Origin of the sequence: Paracoccus sp. J56, assembly GCF_019633685.1 — a bacterium.
In the GTDB taxonomy this organism is placed as follows: domain Bacteria; phylum Pseudomonadota; class Alphaproteobacteria; order Rhodobacterales; family Rhodobacteraceae; genus Paracoccus; species Paracoccus kondratievae.
Map to the genome: position 1 here is coordinate 1 of NZ_JAFL01000022.1, position 17529 is coordinate 17529.

Consider the following 17529-nt stretch of genomic DNA (forward strand, 5'->3'; position numbering starts at 1 on the left):
CGATTGGCTTGATTTGATCCGGAAGAAGACAGACCAGAAAAAAATATCTGCACGTCAGCTTCCAAAAAGCATCCTTGGACAACCAACCCGAATGGGTCACGCCGATACGCTCCTTTCCCGGTCTGGTGGCTTTAGCACGAGCGAAACACCCGATCCCATCCCGAACTCGGCAGTTAAGCGCCGTAGCGCCAATGGTACTGCGTCAAAAGACGTGGGAGAGTAGGTCACCGCCAGACCTGGAAAGAAGCGTAACTCTCTCAACAAACTACCGCGGGGTAGAGCAGCCCGGTAGCTCGTCAGGCTCATAACCTGAAGGTCGCAGGTTCAAATCCTGCCCCCGCAACCAAAACTTTTTCTCCAATGATATCAATGTGTTGAATATCCGCGTTTGCGGATTGTCCATTGATTACACCCGCACGCCCCGCTTCCCGCGGGGCTTTTTGCGTTTGACCCGCCGCCGCGCCCACAATCTCATGCACCGGCAGACCGCAGGCCAGACGCAGCAGGCTCGCCAGAGCGCCGTGAAGATGGATGGCCAGCCCGGGCTTACCATCGCCACTGTCTTCCGCCGGGACCGGCACCAGCTCCACCTTGTCGATCAGTGCTCGCAGCGCCTCCTTCGCCTCGTCCATCCGCTCGGCCTCCGACAGGCCCGCGATCAACGCGCCGATCCGGGCGCGGTAGGTCTTTGCCATGCCCGGGTGGATCCGGATCGGGTCCGGGGCTGGGGAGGCCGAGAGCTGGCGTTCTAGGTCCTTCCGGCGGGCATCCAACTCGATCATACGGTCCTTCACCTGGTCCGCAGGCACACCGGCGATGATCGCGTCGATCAGCTTCTTGTGGTCGGTGATCACCTGCTTCAGTTCCCGTTCCAGATCAGCGCGCCCGGCCGCGCGGGTTGCCTGCAGCCGGTTGCGCTCGGCGGCATATTCCTCGCAGAAGATCCGCACCGCTTCCTCGTCCATCAGGTGGTGTTCGAGGGCGTTGAGCACCCGGGTCTCGAGATCCTTCTGCCTGATCACCGCCATATTGGTGCAGGCGGCCGCGCCCTTCTTGCGGGCGGACGAGCAGCCGAAGCCGTCTTTTGAGACCTTCGAGAATCCGCCACCGCAGCAACCGCAGGCCATCAGCCCGGAAAGCAGAAATTTTGGGCGGCGCCGGTCCCAGATCGGCACATCGGTGTTCTTGGTCTTCATCGCACCCTGCCGTGCCTTGACCCGGTCCCAAAGCGCGTCGTCGATGATCCGCAGGTGCGGCACGGCGGTCTTGATTACCCGTTCGGGTGCATTCGGTTTGGAGACACGCTTGCCGTGATCCGGGTCCTTGCGGTAGTTCAGCCGGTTCCAGACCAACTGTCCCACGTAAAGCTCGTTATTCAGGATGCCGGTTCCACGTTCGCGGTTGCCGAGAATGGTCGACGCGCCCCACCAGCCGCCGCGCGGCCCGGGGATGCGCTCGATGTTCAGCGCTTCGGCGATCTTCCCGGCGGAGATGCCTTGCGCATAGTCCGTGAAGATCCGCCGCACGACCTCCGCCTCGGCGCGGTTGATGACGCGGTCACCATGTTCGGCCTTGCCGTTGACCTGCGTTGGGGGCAACACATCGTAGCCGTAGGCATTGCCACCGGCGAGCTTGCCGTCTTTTACCCGGCCTTTCTGGCCGCGATGCGTCTTGATGCCGATGTCGCGCAGCAGGATCTGGTTCATCGTCCCCTTCATGCCGATCAGCATGGCATCGACCTTGCCCTCGGTCAGGGTGTGGATGTCGATGCCGGTATGTTCCATCCGCTCGTGGAACTTCGCGATGTCGGCGAGCTTGCGCGACAGCCGGTCGAGCGCTTCGGCCAGGACGATGTCGAACTTCCCCGCCCTGGCATCGCGCTGCAGGGCCTCGATCCCGGGCCGGAACATGCTGGCACCTGAAATTGCACGGTCGTGATAGGTGGCGACGACTTCCCAGCCCTCGCGGGCTGCCAGATCGCGGCAGGAGTCGATCTGGTCCTCGATCGAGGCATCACGCTGCTTGTCGGTCGAGAAGCGGGCGTAGATCGCCACGCGTAATTTTTGCTTCGTCATGGGGCATCTCCTTCGAGGCGGAAGGGATCAGTCGGGATCGGCGATATCGTCGCGGCGCGCGGCGTCGCGGGCGAGGGCGCGCAGGAAATGGCGGAACAGGTCGCGATCCTCCGACAGACCGCGATTCCCGGCAAGGGCTTTGTCGGCCGGAGAGGCCACGGGGGCCGAAACCGCAGGGCCGGGAGATGCAGAAGGAACGGCCGCCGCCTGCGCGGCGCCCTCCCTGTCGGCAATATTTCTCCGGTCTCGTGCCATGGGCCGAGCTGCTCCCTGCGCCGCGGGACATGGCCCGCCGGCGTTCGATGATGATCCTGTGCGGGGATGAGCCCGCTGCTGCCAGGATGATCATAGGGCATGGGAACGGCTCTCTAAGCTGGAAACAGGGTTCTCGGGTCGCATGAATGTGGATAACCAACTGCGAAATATGGAAATCTCACTCTCAAGAGGGGCAGTCGAGGATGGGGCCGGCCCACGGGCAAGCGCGTCGACCACGTCCTACGTGCCGGGCGGGGCTCCAGCCGGGCGCAGCGGACCATCCGCGCGAATTATCCGGATTTTATTTGGGGCTGGGTGGAGCGTCCGGTCCGGGCTTCCAGATCGTCTTGACGGCTCACCCCGCAAACTCCGGTCTGTCCGTATAAAGCTGCGCGACGACGGCCCTGCGCATGCGGATGGCGAGGCTATCGTGCCAGATCTCCATCGCCCGTTTCCGCTCGAGCGGGAGAGCCAGCCGTCCGGCCACCGCCAGTTCGAAAAGAACAGCCAGTCGAGATCATGGATGCGCAGGCAGATCAGGCCCTGCCGCACCGAGTCGCGGGTGAGCGGCAGGCCGATCACCCGGCTGACGCCGTGCTCCGCGCGCAGGCCCTGCTGATGGGCCTCGCGTCGGATCAGCCCCTTGGTGACATCGGCCTCTGTGATGGTGACCAGCCCGTCCAGCCTGCGGCGGATGTCTGCGGGCATCTCGTTGACGGCCCGATCCAGCGCCAGCTGGAAGCGCGAATCGGCGGCGATGTCGAGATCCCATTCCTGTGGCTCCTTGCGCCAGAGCACAGGCTTCGCGGTTACAGTCCATTGGCCGGATTCGATCAGTCCAAGCGCGCGCAGCACCGGCAGCACCTGCGGGGCGGCCCAGGCCGGGCCAAGGCCATGCGCGGTCCTGATGTTCGGCGGCGGAAGGACTGCGCCCGCGCGTCGACCCCACCATGCGGCGGCCTCGGGGGATTCGCACCCGTCGGGCAGTCTGTAAGAGAGAAGCCCGCATTGATTGGCAAGGCTGAGCACGGTGACGCAGATATCGTCCCATTTGGGAAGAATATCCGGCAGTCGGGGGTGAGCCAGCGGCCGCGCACCGCGCCCGGTGTCCTCCGCCTGACCGAGGGCGATCAGCGCCTCGCAGCCGAACTGCCAGGCGGAGGTGAACATGTGGTCCCATTCTTCGCCGCTGGGGTCGAGGACAGGAAGGTTGGCTGCGAAGCGGATCACCGGAGGGATCCAGGTTGCGGGGTTTGGAGGGTGGATCATTGCTGGTTTCCTTGTCTGGGGGAATATCCGGGGGATATGGTTCAGGACATCAAGAGCGGCCTGCCTTGTCGCATGAGCCGATTGTCAGGGGCTCAAGACACTGTCCGAAGATAATAGGATCTGCGGGGCGGGCTGCGTATGGCCAACTGGGAGCTTCGAATTCCGTCGGGGGATGCCGGTGATTTGGTTCTGGGGGTGCGTATCTCTTTGGGGCACCTCGAAAAATTGCCCGGCCCGAGTTGCTGCGGTATGAACGGGGGGTGATCGGCTGCTTGGGCGTAACGATGGCACAGATGGGTTTCTTCGATCTTTCGGACCGCTATGCGAGCCTGGATGCCAAGAAGGACCCCTTGGTCGAGATTGACGCCGTTGTGCCGTGGGAGGAGTTCCGCCCGACGCTGGAGCGGGTTTGGCGCAAGCCAGATGCGGAGCGGAAGTCGCGCGCCGGGCGCAAGCCGATGGACGCCGTTCTGATGTTCAAGACACTGGTCCTGGGCGCGCTCTACAACCTGTCCGACGACCAGATCGAGTATCAGGTGCGCGACCGTTTGTCATTCATGCGGTTCCTCGGCCTAGGGCTTGAGGACCGGGTGCCCGATGCCAAGACGGTGTGGCTTTATCGCGAAGCGCTGGCGCAGGCGGGCCTGGTGGAGGCGCTGTTCAAGCAGTTCGACGGCTATCTGGCGCGACGGGGTTACATCGCGCGGGGAGGGCAGATCCTGGATGCCTCCATCGTCCCGGTGCCGAAGAACCACAACACGCGCGAGGAAAACAAGGCGATCAAGAGCGGTGAGGTGCCCGAGGGCTGGTCCGACAAACCGGCCAAGCGGTCACAGAAGGACGTTGATGCCCGCTGGACCAAGAAGCACGGCAAATCCCACTATGGCTACAAGAACCATGTGAGCATGGACAGGAAGCACAAGCTGGTAAGACGTTACCATGTCAGCGATGCTGCCCTGCATGACAGCCAAGCGGTGGACCACCTGCTGACGCGGGGCAATACCGGCGCGGGGGTCTGGGCCGATCCGGCCTATCGGTCCGAGGAGATGGAAGCCAAGCTGCGCGGCATGAAGCTGAAGAGCCACATCCACCGCAAGGGCAAGCGCGGCAAGCCGCTGACCGAGCAGGCCAAAAGCAGCAACCGGACCAAATCCTCGGTGCGTGCCCGGGTCGAGCATGTCTTCGGCGCGCAGACCAACGACATGGGCGGCACGCTGGTGCGCACGATCGGCATGGTGCGGGCGAAGGCGAAGATCGGGATGAAGAACCTCGCTTACAACATGCGCCGCCTCGGCCAGCTGAGCCGCCTGAACCCGTGCCCGGGCTAACCCAGGGGCGCGGAAATCAAGTCGTGCGGCACGAAACGCCGCGCGCGACAGGCAAAGCATCAAAGACCCCGTAGCGCACAAGGGCACTGACGGGTGGCATCACGCCCATTTCAAGCCGCCGAGCCCGCGACCCACGACCGGAAAAGGTCAAAAATCGAGGTGCCCTTTGTTCTTTTGTGCCTGATCTTTCTCTTTTTGAGCTGGTTGCGCTGTGGACCGAACTGCCCGAGGCTTTCCCGGGTCTTTTGTCTTTTGGTTTTTTCTTCTCTTTCTTTATTCTTCCATGGGAATGGAGTGGGCGGCGGGCTGGGCCCGCCGCAGGGAGCGCCGTTTTTTGTTTTGGATTTTTGATTGGCGGCTCTGCTGCTTTTTTTGTTTTGGCTTTTTGTTCGTGAAAGGCTGGTTCGACAGGGTGACGTGCGATCGCGTGGGGCGGGCGCCACCCGTCTGTCTCTATTGCGGTTGTTGCGCAGGGTGCGCGTCATGAACTTCGTCCGGTGCCGCATGGTGCAGACGTGCGAGCCAGTCCTGGGCCTCGGTGCGGTCCATGTCGCGCGATGCCATCAGCGCCTCGGCCATCTCCTCGAGCAGGGCGCGATGGGTGCTGAGGATCTGCGCGGCGCGCTTCTCGGCAGCCTCCAACTCGCGGCGGACACGGAACAGCATGTCGGGGTCGAGTGCGAGCAGGGTCTCGGGATCGGCGGTCCAGACCGGGCCCTGGGCGCCAAGCCCGTAGCGCGTCTGGATCGATGTGGCGATCATCGTCGCCTGGGCCAGATCGGAGTCGGCGCTGCCGCCCGCGCCGGCCGAGACATCGCCCAGGATCAGACGCTCGGCCGCGCGTCCGGCCAGCATCTGCACCAGGCGGTCCTGCAGATCACTGAGCAAGCCATGTTTGGCATCCGCATCGAACACCGTGCCGCCGTCGCCATCGCGGCCCAGGAAAATGCGGCGCACCGGGCCGAGGCGAAGGGCGGTGCAGGCGATGGCATGACCGCATTCGTGCAGGGCGACGCGACGGTCGATGTCGGCATCATGGGCGACGCGGAAAACACGCTGGAGATCGGAAAGGGTCATGTCGCGCTTTTGCCCCCGCGCTGCGGCGCGCGTTTGCCGGATCGCGGCATCGACATCTGCCGCCGAGCAGCCGACGGCGCGCGCCGCGAGGTCGTGCAGATCGGCCTCGCGCCAGTCGGGCAGGCAGTGCCGGAACACGCCGAAGAGGCCCTCGACATCGGGCAGCGGCAGGGCGACCTTCATGTCGAACCGTCCGGACCGCAGCACGGCGGGATCGATCATTTCCGGATGGTTGCAGGTGCCGATCACGATGACACCTTCTTCCCGGGCGATGCTGTCCATCTCCGCCAGGAAGCCGTTGATCACCTGCGTGCGGTAGGACCGGTTGTGCTGATCGCGATCCTCGCGCGATCCGACAGCGTCGATCTCGTCGATGATCAGCACCGTGGGGGCTTTGGACCGCGCCTCGCGGAAGGTCCGGCGCATCTCGCGCAGCATGTCGCCCAGATGGCCTGCGGCCTGCCATTCACCGAAGGTGCCCGTTACCACCGCGAAGCCTGCCGAATTGCCCATGGCACGGGCGATCCATGATTTGCCGGTGCCGGGCGGGCCGTAGAGCAGCAGCGTGCGGGTCAGGTCCTGCCAGCCGACCTCGCCGGTCTTCCATGCGCGCAGGTCGCGCACGATCTGGCGCGCGGCCCGGAGCGCAGGTGTGTCGCCGTGGATGTCCTCGAGCCAGGGGCCGTCAGCCGCGGCGCGTGGCGCCTTGACTGTGAGGGCTGCGATCCGCTCGGCGACCGCCTTCGCGGTCGGCGCCCGCATCGCCAGACCAAGGGCCAGTGGCTCCAGGTCAGGCAGCGCGGCATCGTCCGGCAGGGCGGCGCGGACGGCACTCTCGTCGACCCGGCCGGTGGCGCTGTGCGTGGCGCGCAGGGCGGTGATCAGGATCTCCGCCGACAGAGGCGCAAAGGCCCGTCGTTGGACTGGCGGGTGGCGCAGCACCTCGGGCGCGGTTGCCACCTCCGGCAGCAGGATCAGGATCGGGACCCGCATGTCGATGGCCGTGGCGAGTTCCGCCGCAAAGCCGCGTTCGGCGTGGTCGGAGATCTTGCCGTTCATGAGCTCCGGGCCCAGCACCAGCAGACAAGGCTTGTCGCGAGGCAGCCGGCCCATGGACATGGCCAGTGACCAGCTTTGCGGCAACGCATGCGGCAGCAGCTTCTTGAGCGCATCGATCAGGTTGCCCGGAATGCCTTCGATCACGGTGATCGCGCCCGGCACCAGCATCGCGTCGCGGTCCTCGAGGCCGCCGATGCTGGCGGCAAGGCGCAGGAGCGGGAACAGCTTTCTGGCGGGCAGGCGGATGCGCGGCTGCGACGCGCCATCCTCGGTCGTCGCGGCAGGATCGCCGCCAGCCTCCTTGATCGCGTCAAACTCTTCGGGCGAGACGTTCTGCGCGGCGGGGCTGGTGTTCAGGGCATCGAGCGCGGCGGATCCCGGAGGTGAGATTGCGGCTTCCAGCAACTCGGGCAGATCCATGTCTTCCGGGTCGAGCGCGGGATCCCATGACGGGCTCAGCTTCTCGGCCAGATCGGCCTGCAGGCGGCGGATGGCGTGGCGGGCCAGGGAAGCCCAGGGCGCGGGATGACGGGTTCCGGATTTGGGGTCAGGATTGCGGGGATTGGTTGCGTTTGTCTGGGTCATGGCGGGGATTCCGGATATGAGAGAGGCGGGCCATCCGGGGATCCGGATAGCGGCGGGAGAGGTGGTAGAGCTGGGCAGGACTCCGCGTTGAGGGATGCGGTGGCGGTGTCAGGGCTGGGGCCGGCGGGGATCCCGAAACGTTCGGGCTTCGGCTGTGTCGCAGCCGATCCGATCCGGATTCCGGAATGAAAACCGCCGGAAACCTTGGCATTACTTCGGCGCGGCATGGGTTCCGGATCGCGTTGGGGCGCGCTGCCGCCCCGCTTGTCCCGGGGTATCCGGATCGGCGAAATGGTCTCCTCGCGCGATCCGGAATCGTCTCGTCGGGATCCGTTATCCGGTCAGGCCCCAGTGCCGACGCAGGATCGGGTGCCGATCTTGCGCCGCTCCGGCGGGCCGGGGTTTGCGGCGCGGGTGGGATGGTGCCGGAGTCCGGGTGGCCGGTGCAGCAGGTAAGGGCGTTTCCGGGGTATCGTGCGGGGCTTCCGGATCGTTGCTTGCCGCAATGCCGGGCGGGGTGGAGAGGTGATCCTGACTCCGGATGCGGGCGGCATCCGCGATCTCCACCTCGATCCGGTCAAGGGTAGCCTGCAGGATGGAAAGGGCCTCGGGCCGGTAGATCTCGGAAACCACATTCATGATGTCCGCGTATTCCGGATGGGGGACCAGGGCTTCCGGATGGTTGCGTTTGAGGCGGGCATGCGCCGCCTTCTCGTGGGCGCAGGCACCGTGGCCGGTCGGCATGGCCACGACCCGGAGCACCTCGACCTCAGCATCTTTTGGGAGCCCGAGTTGGTGTCTGTGTCTCTTTACAGGATGCGAAGAATATCCCAGTTTTAGATAGTGCCTCTTGGTCTGGGGGTGACGGATGTCGAGCAGGTAGATGTAGGAAGGCTTGGCGGTCCAGCTCTGCCCACATCCGGCGCAGTCGCATTGACCCCAGCGCATGTTCGCCACCGCGATGCGTTGGGTGTGGCCACAACTGTGGCGGTAAAGCCGGTAGGACGCGTTGCCCAGCGGGTCGCGCCCAAGACGCGTCCAACGGAAACGAGCGGCCTCAGCTTCCTCACGATGGGTGAGGCAGGTCTCGCAACGCACGGAGACCGCGCTTGCCGCAATACGGTCAACGAAGCTGAACTGGCGCCGAATCTCGTGGCCACAGGACGGAAGATAGCGGCCATAATGGCGGTGATCCGGATCCCGGCCGAGCCAGGTCAGGCCGGCGGCGGAGGCGGTCGCCCGCCAGCGCGCCTCGATACAGTGCGGGCACAGCGGCTGCGCCGTCATCACAACAGAGTGCCGCGTCACATGGATGCCGCCGCAGCTCTGGCAGCGCAGCGCTACATGCAAGCGGTCCCGAACGCGCGCGATGAGGTCGAAGCCTTTGGCGCGGGCGGCCTCGGCCCAGTGGGCATGCATCTCGCCCGGATGGATGACGAGCGGCAGTTCGGAAACCGAAAGCGGGGTGCGGGTGTCGTGCGAAGACAGGTTGGTCGTGGACATAGGAAGTCCTCCCGAAAGCAGGATGAGAAGATGAAGCCAGACCTCGGGCGCACGCAGGACGTGCGACCAGGAGCCGGTGGCAAAAGGAATGGTGTGGGTGCGGCTGGCTTGCCCGATGGTCACCAGGCTGATGCCGTCAGATAGAAGGGGCGATTACGCTGCGGGGGCCAGCATGGTCGCGGGCTCGTCGATGTTGCCAGCCGTGCAACCCACGTCGAATGGATCGACATAGGTGTCCAAAGCGGCAAGCTCCTCCAGCCTATCGAAAGCAGACGCGAGCATCTGCTGAACGCGCTGCGCCACCGGACTTTGACCGGAGCATGAGAACAGAGCGACATTGCCGGTCACAAATGCCCGCAGCCGCAGAAATTCCTCGGTGCTGGTGCTCTGGAGCATGGCATACATCACATAGTTCATGCGTTTCAGCGGGCTGTCTTCCCGGCGACGGATCGGTGTATGGCGAAGTTCGGTGATGATCGACAGAACTTCTGCGCGGGCGCATTCGGCGTCGCGCTGCCAGTCCATGAAGGCAGGGTCGAAGGACGCCACATCCTCGATGTCGCGTTCGGCTTCAATGTGTGCCGCCAGTGCTCCGAGAAGCCGAGAAAAGGTCTTGGAGGCCGGTGAGTGCGTAAACGCGACAGCGGGTTCCGAAAAGCGATTGGTTGTAGTAGGAGTGCAGGTAGCCATGATTGATCTCCCTAAAGATCGATGTGGTCAGAGCTTTGGTAAGGGGCCCTAATCCCTTGCCAAGGCTCGCTCAATATGACTATATGACACTGAATAGTCAAGTAGTAAAATTGAGAAAGATTCGAATATGGCAAAAATGGGGCGACCAACCGCAGACACTGAACCGGTCACCATACGTATGGACCGAGAAATGCTGCGCGCGATCGATGATTATCGAAGAGAGCAAGCAGATCTGCCGTCGCGTCCCGAAGTTGTGCGGCGCGTAATGGCCGAATGGTTGGCGAGGCGCGCTGCCGAAAGCTCGGAAAAGTAAGAGATCGTCATCCAGAAATGGGACAGCCTGAGAAAAGGGTGAGACATCCGTTCTTTGACACCGAGATTGCCAAGATCAGAAATCGTGGCTCACTGACAGCTGACCATTGGATCAGGTCGCTGGCGGCGACCGGATCTGCGCGCGGCTGGAGATGATCCGGCGGGCGCTGGTCCAGTGGCGGGAGATGACAGATCGAGAACCGTGACGGGTTCGGAGGTCTCGGTTGGTTTGCGAAACCTTGATGTCACTGGATAGTCAGCTCTGAACAACGCGGTTATGCCGCGCCGTGCGTCTCAATTGGTCTGTTAACGACCACGATGATGCCGTGTATGAAGCGGATGAAGAAGGTCCAAAGAGTGCTGATCTGGCCGAGGATCTTACGGATGTTGTGCCCGCAGGCGCAGAGCACAGCTGGTCGGCGAGTCAGTTTGTCCACTGATTGCCTCATGTCGCCGAAGCTGCTGATCGCATTGCCAGCCAGTTGACTAAGTCTGCTCTCGGCATCACCAGCGCCACGGTCATGAACGCAGCCAGTGGACGGCACATTCTTTTAGGGTTGCGTTTCTGAGTCCGTTGTTTCTCAGCCTAGATCATTAGCCCTGCGGTCACGCCCTGTTCCACGGGCCGAACTTTTCGTCGATGCTTTCGCGCGTCTGCTCCTCAATCTGACACCTTTCAGTCGGCGTAATCCGCGTCCGAGACTTCCTCCATCCAGGTGACCGCCGATCCGTCGATGGCTTCCTGAATGGCGATATGGCTCATCGCGGTGTCGGGGGCGGCGCCGTGCCAGTGCTTTTCTCCGGCGGGGAACCAGACCACGTCGCCCTGGTGGATCTCCTCGACCGGGCGCCCTCGCGCTGGACGCGGCCGCGGCCGAAAGTGACGATCAGCGTCTGGCCGGCCGGATGCGTGTGCCATGCCGTGCGCGCGCCCGGCTCGAAGGTGACATGGGCGCCGGCGGCGCGGCCCGGCGCCTCGGCCGCGAACAGCGGGTCGATGCGGACGGTGCCGGTGAACCAGTCGGCCGGACCGGCGGTCGAGGGCGTCGCACCTGCGCGGGTGATTTTCATCTGCGGCTCCCTTCAGTTGCCCATCGTGGCGATATCCATGACGAAGCGGTATTTCACATCGCCTTTCAGCATCCTGGCGTAGGCGGGCTCGATCTGGTCGGCGCGGATCATCTCGATATCGGCCACGATGCCGTGGGCGGCGCAGAAATCGAGCATCTCCTGGGTTTCAGGAATGCCGCCGATCATCGAGCCGGCCAGCGAGCGCCGCTTGCCGATCAGGTTGTGCACGGTGGGCGAGGGATGCGGCGTTGCCGGCGCACCGACCAGCGTCATGGTGCCGTCGCGCTTCAGCAGCGCCAGGAAAGCGTCCAGGTCATGCGGCGCGGCGACGGTGTTCAGGATGAAATCGAAGCTTTTCGCATGGGCCGCCATCTCATCGAGGTTGCGCGAGACCACCACTTCATCGGCGCCAAGCGCCCTGGCATCGGCGCGCTTGGACTCGGAGGTGGTGAAGGCCACGACATGCGCGCCCATCGCATGGGCAAGCTTCACGCCCATATGGCCGAGGCCGCCGATGCCGACCACGGCGACCTTCTTGCCTGGCCCGGCGCCCCAATGGCGCAGCGGCGACCAGGTGGTGATGCCGGCGCAGAGCAGCGGCGCCACGGCGGCCAACTGATCCTCGGGGTGGGTGATCCGCAGCACATAGCGTTCATGCACGACGACCGCTTGGGAGTAACCGCCCAGCGTGTGGCCGGGGGCGTCGGCGGTTGGGCCGTTATAGGTGCCGACCATGCCGTCGCAATAGTTCTCCAGCCCGTCGTCGCAATCGGCGCAGTTCTGGCAGCTATCGACGATACAACCGACGCCGACCAGGTCGCCGCGCTTATGGGCGGTCACATGGCTGCCGGTCTCGGTCACGCGACCGACGGTCTCGTGTCCCGGCACGCAGGGGTAGAGCGTGCCGGCCCATTCGCTGCGGACCTGGTGCAGGTCGGAATGGCAGATGCCGCAAAAGAGGATCTCGATGCGCACGTCATGCGGACCGGGCGCGCGGCGGGTGATTTCCATGCGGGAGACCGGCTGGTCGGCAGCGGTGGCACCATAGGCGAGAATGGTCATGTCAGGTTCCTTTGTGGGCAAGAGTTGTCCGCTGGCGCGGATCATGCAAGGGGTTCGACGCGCAGCGGATATTCACCGCGCACCAGTAAGGGCGCAGGCCCGCCGTCCAATCGGCCAAGCCGGATCAGCCCGCGCGACCAGCGATAGGGGGCATGGAACATCGCCAGGTTGCCCCATGGCGCATAATAACACAGATCGCCTGGTGCCTCGTTGCCGAAGGGGCCGCTGCCTTGCTCGGCCAGCTTGCGCGACAGGTAGGCGATCTTCTCGTTGGTCGAGTAATCCTCGACGGTCAGGTCCAGTGGCAGCATGTCGAAGAGGTCGCGGGCCGAAGGATTGTCCTCCAGCGTCGCGGTGAAACTCTGATCAGCGAAGATGAACCGGATGCGCATGACGGATCCTTCCTGGGCGCGGGCGATAGCAGGAAGGGCTAAGCTGGTGGCGATGCCCAACAACATACGCCGGGAGAGGCCGGCGGGTTCAGTGGGCATGTCCGCATCATCCATCATGGCAGGCAACCTCACAGTCGTGGTCTAGGCGGCAAGATGCTGGTCGAAGAACGTCGCCAGCCTGTCGAAGGGGATCACGTCCATCCGGTCGTAAAGATCGACGTGACTGGCGCCCGGGATGATCACCAGTTCTTTCGGCTCCGCCGCCGCCTCATAGGCGGTTTCGCTGAAATAGCGCGAATGGGCATTCTCGCCATGGATCAGCAGGATCGGACGCGGCGAGATTTCCGCGATATGGGTGAGGATCGGCAGGTTCATGAATGGTAGCGGCGTTGTCTGGGTCCAGGCATTGCCCGAATTGACCGCACGTTCGTGATAACCGCGCGAGGTCATATAGTAATCGTGGTAATCGACCAGGAACTGCGCCTCGCCGCCTTGCAACTCGTTATAGGGCGGCTGATAGGCGGGGGCGCCATTCGCGGCATCCTCCCAACGCTGGCGGCTGAGGGTTTCCAGCACCTCCGCGCGCTGCTCGGATGTCATGCTGTCGTCATAGCCCCGCGACATGACGCGGGTCATGTCATACATGGTGCTGGCCGCGACGGCCTTGACGCGCTTGTCCAAGGCGACGGCGCTCAGCGCCATGCCACCCCAGCCGCAGATACCGATGACGCCGATGCGCTCACGGTCCACGGCAGCGTGCAGGCCAAGGAAATCCACGCCTGCCATGAAATCCTCGGTGTTGATGTCGGGCGAGGCGACGTCGCGCGGCTCACCGCCGCTTTCGCCGGTAAAGGACGGATCGAAGGCCAGCGTGACGAAGCCGCGCTCGGCCATAGTTTGCGCATAAAGGCCCGACGACTGCTCCTTGACGGCGCCGAACGGGCCGGCGACGACGATGGCCGGCAGGTGGTCGTCGCTGCGATCTTTCGGCAGATAGAGGTCGCCCGCAAGCGTGATGCCGTAACGGTTGGTGAAGGTCACCTTCTCATGGTCGACCTTCCCGCTCTTCGGGAAGACCTTGTCCCAGTCCTGATTCATGGCATTTCCTTCGGTTTCTGCGGAGGTCGGTTGCGCCACGGTGGACCCGGTGCCCAGCATGATTGCAGTGCTTGCGGCAAGCGATCCCCCAAGCAGGGTTCGACGGCTGAGGCGTTCATCCATCGGGATATCTCCTTCGTGTTCAGGTGAGCAGAGGGTGGAGGGAAAGCGAGGGCCGGCTGTCATCTCATGTTTCCTGGGGGTTCAGCAGCGTTCGCCCGTTCCCGATCAGCGCCACGGCGAAAACTGCCAGCACCACGCTGCCGATGAAGGGCGCCCGGATCGAGATGCCGTCCAACAGCAGGCCGCCAACCACCGTGCCCAGCAGGATCGAAGCCTGAATCGCCGCGACCATCAGGCTGCCGGCAGCTTCAGGCGCGTCATCGGCGTTCTGCGACATCCAGGTCATCCAGATCACCGAGAACATCGTGTTCATCGCGCCCCAGATCACCATGAGAAATCCTGTGGCGATCACGGAATGGCCCAACAGCAACAGTCCTACCGTGGCCCCTCCCATCACCAGCGCCGGCAGTTTCAGGAACGGTGCGGCATCGCCCTTGATGAAGCGACCCGCCGCCCAGGTGCCGATAAAACCGGCGCAGCCCAGCAGAAGCAGCAGGACCGAAAGCGTGGCCACATCCACGCCGGTTACCTGCTCCAGGAACGGACGCAGATAGGTGAACATACTGAAGGCCGAGCCCCAGGACAGCATGCAGGCCATCAGACCGCGCCGGAAATACTGCCGCTTCAGCAGGTCCAACAGTGCCCGGACATCCTGCCGCTGCTGCGCAGGCAGCGACGGCAGGGCAATCATATGCCAGACGAGGTTGATGGCGACGATGGGCGTTAGCGCCCAAAAGACGTCGCGCCAGCCGAAGATCCCGCCCAGATAACTGCCGATCGGCGCGGCGAAGGCCGCCGCAATCGCCTGCCCGGCATACATCAGCGCCAGGGCCTTCGGCACGTCCTGTGCCGGCACCAGCCGCATGATCACTGCCGTCGCCAGCGCCCAAAAGCCGCCGATGCAGATGCCCAAGACAGCACGTCCGATCATCAACACGGTGAAACTCGGGGCCACCGCAACCAGCACCAGCGACAACAGCATGAAGAATGTCAGGGCCACCAACACCCATTTGCGGTTCAGCCTCCCGGCTGCGGTGGTGATGAGCAGGCTGGCCGCAACGGCGAACAACCCGCTGACCGAGATCGCCTGTCCGGTCTGGCCCTCGGTCGCGCCCAGCCCTTCGGCCATCGGCGTCAGCAGGCTGACCGGCATGAATTCGGAGGCGATCAGCATCGCCACGCAAAGCGCCATCGACAGGACTGCGCCCCATGCGGCCTCCGGCCTGCTGCCGGCATGTTCCACGGTGGAAACCATGTGCGCTAGCTCCTGACGGTTGGGTTCTGGCCGGATATAGCCCATCCGAATCTTTCCGATTACCCGTCTCATTTTGATTGGATCAATCGACCCAGTCGATTAATCTGGCACAATGGAAAAGACCGACCTCAACCAACTCACCTGGTTCCGCGTCGTGGCCGAGGAACGCAGCTTCACTCGCGCGGCAGCGCGGATCGGTGTCGCGCAATCGACGCTGAGCCATGCGATCAAGCAGCTGGAGACCCGTATGGGTATCCGCCTGCTAACGCGCACGACCCGCAACGTCTCGACCACGCCGGCGGGTGAGCGGCTGCTGAAAACCATCACCCCGCGCCTCGTTGAGATCGAGGAAGAGATCGCCGCGCTGACGGCGTTGCGCGACAAGCCCTCGGGATCCATCCGGCTGACGCTGTCGGATCACGCGCTGGATAGCGTGGTCTGGCCGAAGCTGAAGCCGCTGCTGAAGGATTATCCCGATATCAGCGTCGAACTGATCCTTGACAGCAGCTTCCGCAATATTGTCGAGGAAGGTTTTGACGCCGGCGTCCGCTTGGGCGAAAGCGTGGAAAAAGATATGATCGCTGTGCGCATCGGCCCCGACTGGCGGCTGGTGGCGGTGGCGTCGCCCGGCTATCTGTCCGAACATGGCACGCCGCAGCACCCACGCGATCTGGTCCGCCACATCTGCATCAACATGCGCCACGAGAGTGCCGGCGGCCTCTATGCCTGGGAGTTCGAGAAGGACGGGCAGGAATTGCGCGTCCGGGTGGACGGGCAACTGGCCTTCAACAACTCCTATGCGATGATCGACGCGGCAGTCAGCGGCTACGGCATCGCCTATGTGCCGGAGGATATCGTTGCGGACCGGATCGCTGTAGGCGCTTTGGTGCAGGTTCTGGACGACTGGTCGCCCATGTTCGACGGATATTTCCTCTACTACCCCAGCCGCAGACAGAACCTGCCGGCATTCCGCGTCATTGTCGACGCGCTCAGGCATCGAAGCAAGGCGGGCCGTTGAGTGCCGGTTACGACGGGTTCGCCACCCGTCCACTCCCTTGCGAAAATTGATCGGTTCGGATGAGAGAAAGATGGCCGCAAGCCTGTCTCCGGGCAGATCAATTCCGAGGTAAATCGTTCTAGGACTTTCGGCACGCCGTTCTTCATTGCAAAAAGACGGGCTTTGTTTGGCCTGTTCGAAGGGGCCGTGAGCAAGGATGTCGTCAGCCGGGCCTGGCGCAAGGTGAAGGTTGATTGGGACGCTTGGTCCACCCGCGATTTGGCCGGTGAAGATGTCGTCAGGCTCATTCTCGACGGCACCGTCATCAAGACCCGGCTGGACCGCAAGGCCACCAATATCTCGGTCCTAGCCGCGATCGGCGTCCGTCGCGACGGGCAGAAGGTGCTGATCTCGATCAGGAATATGGGCGGCGAAAGCACAGCTGCCTGGTGTCAGTTCCTCACCGATCTGGATGCACGGGGCCTGAAACGACCGGAGTTCGTGATCGTCGACGGTGCGCCCGGCTTGGAAGCCGCGCTCGTGGCGCTCTGGGGCGAGGAGCTGCCCATTCAACGCTGCACGGTTCACAAGCACAGAAACCTGCTCGGCCACGCGCCCAAGCGCCTGCATGACGAGCTGAGCGAGGATTACCGCGACATGATCTACGCCGATACCGCCGCCGAGATCGAGAAGCGTCGCAAGGCTTTCCTCCGCAAGTGGAAGCTCAAGTGCCGGGCCGTGGCCGATAGCCTGGAAGAGGCCGGCGATCGGCTCTTCACCTTCACTCGCCTCGATCCCTCGCAATGGAAATCGGCGCGGACCACCAATGCGATAGAACGTCTGAACGAGGAATTTCGACGCCGGATCAAGACCCAGACCGTGCTGCCATGCGCCGAAACCGTGCCGATGCTGCTCTGGGCGTTGCTGGCCTCGGGGCAGATCCAGATGCGCAAGGTCGACGGATGGGAGACCCTCGCTCAGCCGCTTGGGCCGATGGCACTTGACCTCGCCGCATAACCCGCGCCAATTTCACATACTCGGAGCAAGCCGCCAGGGAATTTCCACAGCCTTCGCGACACGACCCGCGAATGGTTCTGGTCACTCTCAAGGTCAGAGGATTCGAATCGAATATGGTGCTCAGACTTTTGAATAGGTGCCCATAGTTGCAGACCAAGCCGCGTCCGATGCCGACAAGTGTGCTATTCGATACCAAAACGAATAAAATCCGGATCCACCGCCGGCTCGATTTTCAGATCGATAAGATCAGCCCCACATGAATAGGGCGTTTTCCGCTCCCCGATAATATGGGGTAAAAGCAATAGAGCGCCAGATTCATACTATCGAGCCGCAACAGTCGGTAGCACGACTTTGCTTCGTT

Annotated in this window: 13 protein-coding genes, 1 tRNA gene, 1 rRNA gene and 3 pseudogenes; 6 read left to right on the forward strand and 12 right to left on the reverse strand. The window is 63.5% G+C overall.

Annotation, left to right across the window (positions count from 1 at the left end; genetic code table 11):
• Nucleotides 1-121: 121 nt before the first annotated feature.
• From rrf to M511_RS19270, 3 genes are all read left to right on the forward strand, one after another.
• Nucleotides 122-236: ribosomal RNA gene (gene rrf, locus M511_RS14610) — 5S ribosomal RNA — on the forward strand.
• A gap of 33 nt (nt 237-269) precedes the next feature.
• Nucleotides 270-346 (forward strand) — tRNA-Met (locus M511_RS14615).
• Between the two features lie 25 nt (nt 347-371).
• Nucleotides 372-752, forward strand: coding sequence for a hypothetical protein (locus M511_RS19270; RefSeq protein ID WP_231493273.1), 381 nt, complete (start codon nt 372-374; stop codon nt 750-752).
• 285 nt (nt 753-1037) lie between these two features.
• Here M511_RS19270 and M511_RS19275 read toward each other — a convergent pair.
• From M511_RS19275 to M511_RS14630, 3 genes and pseudogenes are all read right to left on the reverse strand, one after another.
• Nucleotides 1038-2075 (reverse strand): annotated as a pseudogene (locus tag M511_RS19275) (recombinase family protein); the annotation flags it as partial.
• 27 nt (nt 2076-2102) lie between these two features.
• Nucleotides 2103-2330: a hypothetical protein gene (locus M511_RS14625; RefSeq protein WP_085502581.1), complete on the reverse strand. Its 228-nt coding sequence runs from the start codon at nt 2328-2330 to the stop codon at nt 2103-2105.
• A gap of 240 nt (nt 2331-2570) precedes the next feature.
• The gene (locus M511_RS14630; RefSeq protein WP_240547652.1) at nt 2571-3599 is read right to left on the reverse strand and encodes a hypothetical protein; all 1029 of its coding nucleotides are present in this window, start codon (nt 3597-3599) and stop codon (nt 2571-2573) included.
• 284 nt (nt 3600-3883) lie between these two features.
• Here M511_RS14630 and M511_RS14635 point away from each other — a divergent pair, with 284 nt between their 5' ends.
• On the forward strand, nt 3884-4927 hold the full coding sequence (locus tag M511_RS14635) for an IS5 family transposase (RefSeq protein WP_085502601.1): 1044 nt from the start codon (nt 3884-3886) through the stop codon (nt 4925-4927).
• A 110-nt stretch (nt 4928-5037) separates the two neighbouring features.
• Here M511_RS14635 and M511_RS14640 read toward each other — a convergent pair whose 3' ends face one another.
• The 9 genes and pseudogenes from M511_RS14640 to M511_RS14680 all read right to left on the reverse strand — a co-directional run bounded on the left by M511_RS14640 (nt 5038) and on the right by M511_RS14680 (nt 15154).
• Complete coding sequence (locus tag M511_RS14640) at nt 5038-5412, reverse strand: hypothetical protein (RefSeq protein ID WP_139824600.1); 375 nt, start codon at nt 5410-5412, stop codon at nt 5038-5040.
• A complete protein-coding gene (locus M511_RS14645) occupies nt 5381-7648 on the reverse strand; it encodes an AAA family ATPase (RefSeq protein ID WP_240547653.1) in 2268 nt (755 codons plus the stop codon). The genes M511_RS14640 and M511_RS14645 overlap by 32 nt, the downstream gene beginning before the upstream one ends.
• A gap of 333 nt (nt 7649-7981) precedes the next feature.
• The gene (locus M511_RS14650; protein WP_254901063.1) at nt 7982-9274 is read right to left on the reverse strand and encodes a hypothetical protein; all 1293 of its coding nucleotides are present in this window, start codon (nt 9272-9274) and stop codon (nt 7982-7984) included.
• A gap of 30 nt (nt 9275-9304) precedes the next feature.
• Entirely contained in the window at nt 9305-9841 is a 537-nt protein-coding gene (locus M511_RS14655) for a hypothetical protein (RefSeq protein ID WP_139824601.1), read from the reverse strand.
• Between the two features lie 988 nt (nt 9842-10829).
• A pseudogene (locus tag M511_RS14660) lies at nt 10830-11224 on the reverse strand ((R)-mandelonitrile lyase).
• Between the two features lie 12 nt (nt 11225-11236).
• The gene (locus M511_RS14665) at nt 11237-12286 is read right to left on the reverse strand and encodes an NAD(P)-dependent alcohol dehydrogenase (protein WP_085502584.1); all 1050 of its coding nucleotides are present in this window, start codon (nt 12284-12286) and stop codon (nt 11237-11239) included.
• Between the two features lie 41 nt (nt 12287-12327).
• Nucleotides 12328-12678: a cyclophilin-like fold protein gene (locus M511_RS14670; protein WP_010400202.1), complete on the reverse strand. Its 351-nt coding sequence runs from the start codon at nt 12676-12678 to the stop codon at nt 12328-12330.
• A 141-nt stretch (nt 12679-12819) separates the two neighbouring features.
• Nucleotides 12820-13899 (reverse strand): alpha/beta hydrolase, encoded by a 1080-nt coding sequence (locus M511_RS14675; RefSeq protein WP_010400199.1) that lies wholly within the window; start codon nt 13897-13899, stop codon nt 12820-12822.
• 64 nt (nt 13900-13963) lie between these two features.
• On the reverse strand, nt 13964-15154 hold the full coding sequence (locus M511_RS14680) for an MFS transporter (protein ID WP_139824602.1): 1191 nt from the start codon (nt 15152-15154) through the stop codon (nt 13964-13966).
• A 112-nt stretch (nt 15155-15266) separates the two neighbouring features.
• Between M511_RS14680 and M511_RS14685 the strand changes: the two genes are divergently transcribed.
• Both M511_RS14685 and M511_RS14690 read left to right on the forward strand, forming a co-directional pair.
• Nucleotides 15267-16172: a LysR family transcriptional regulator gene (locus M511_RS14685; RefSeq protein WP_010400197.1), complete on the forward strand. Its 906-nt coding sequence runs from the start codon at nt 15267-15269 to the stop codon at nt 16170-16172.
• Between the two features lie 153 nt (nt 16173-16325).
• Nucleotides 16326-17168 (forward strand): annotated as a pseudogene (locus M511_RS14690) (IS256 family transposase); the annotation flags it as partial.
• Nucleotides 17169-17529: the final 361 nt, after the last annotated feature.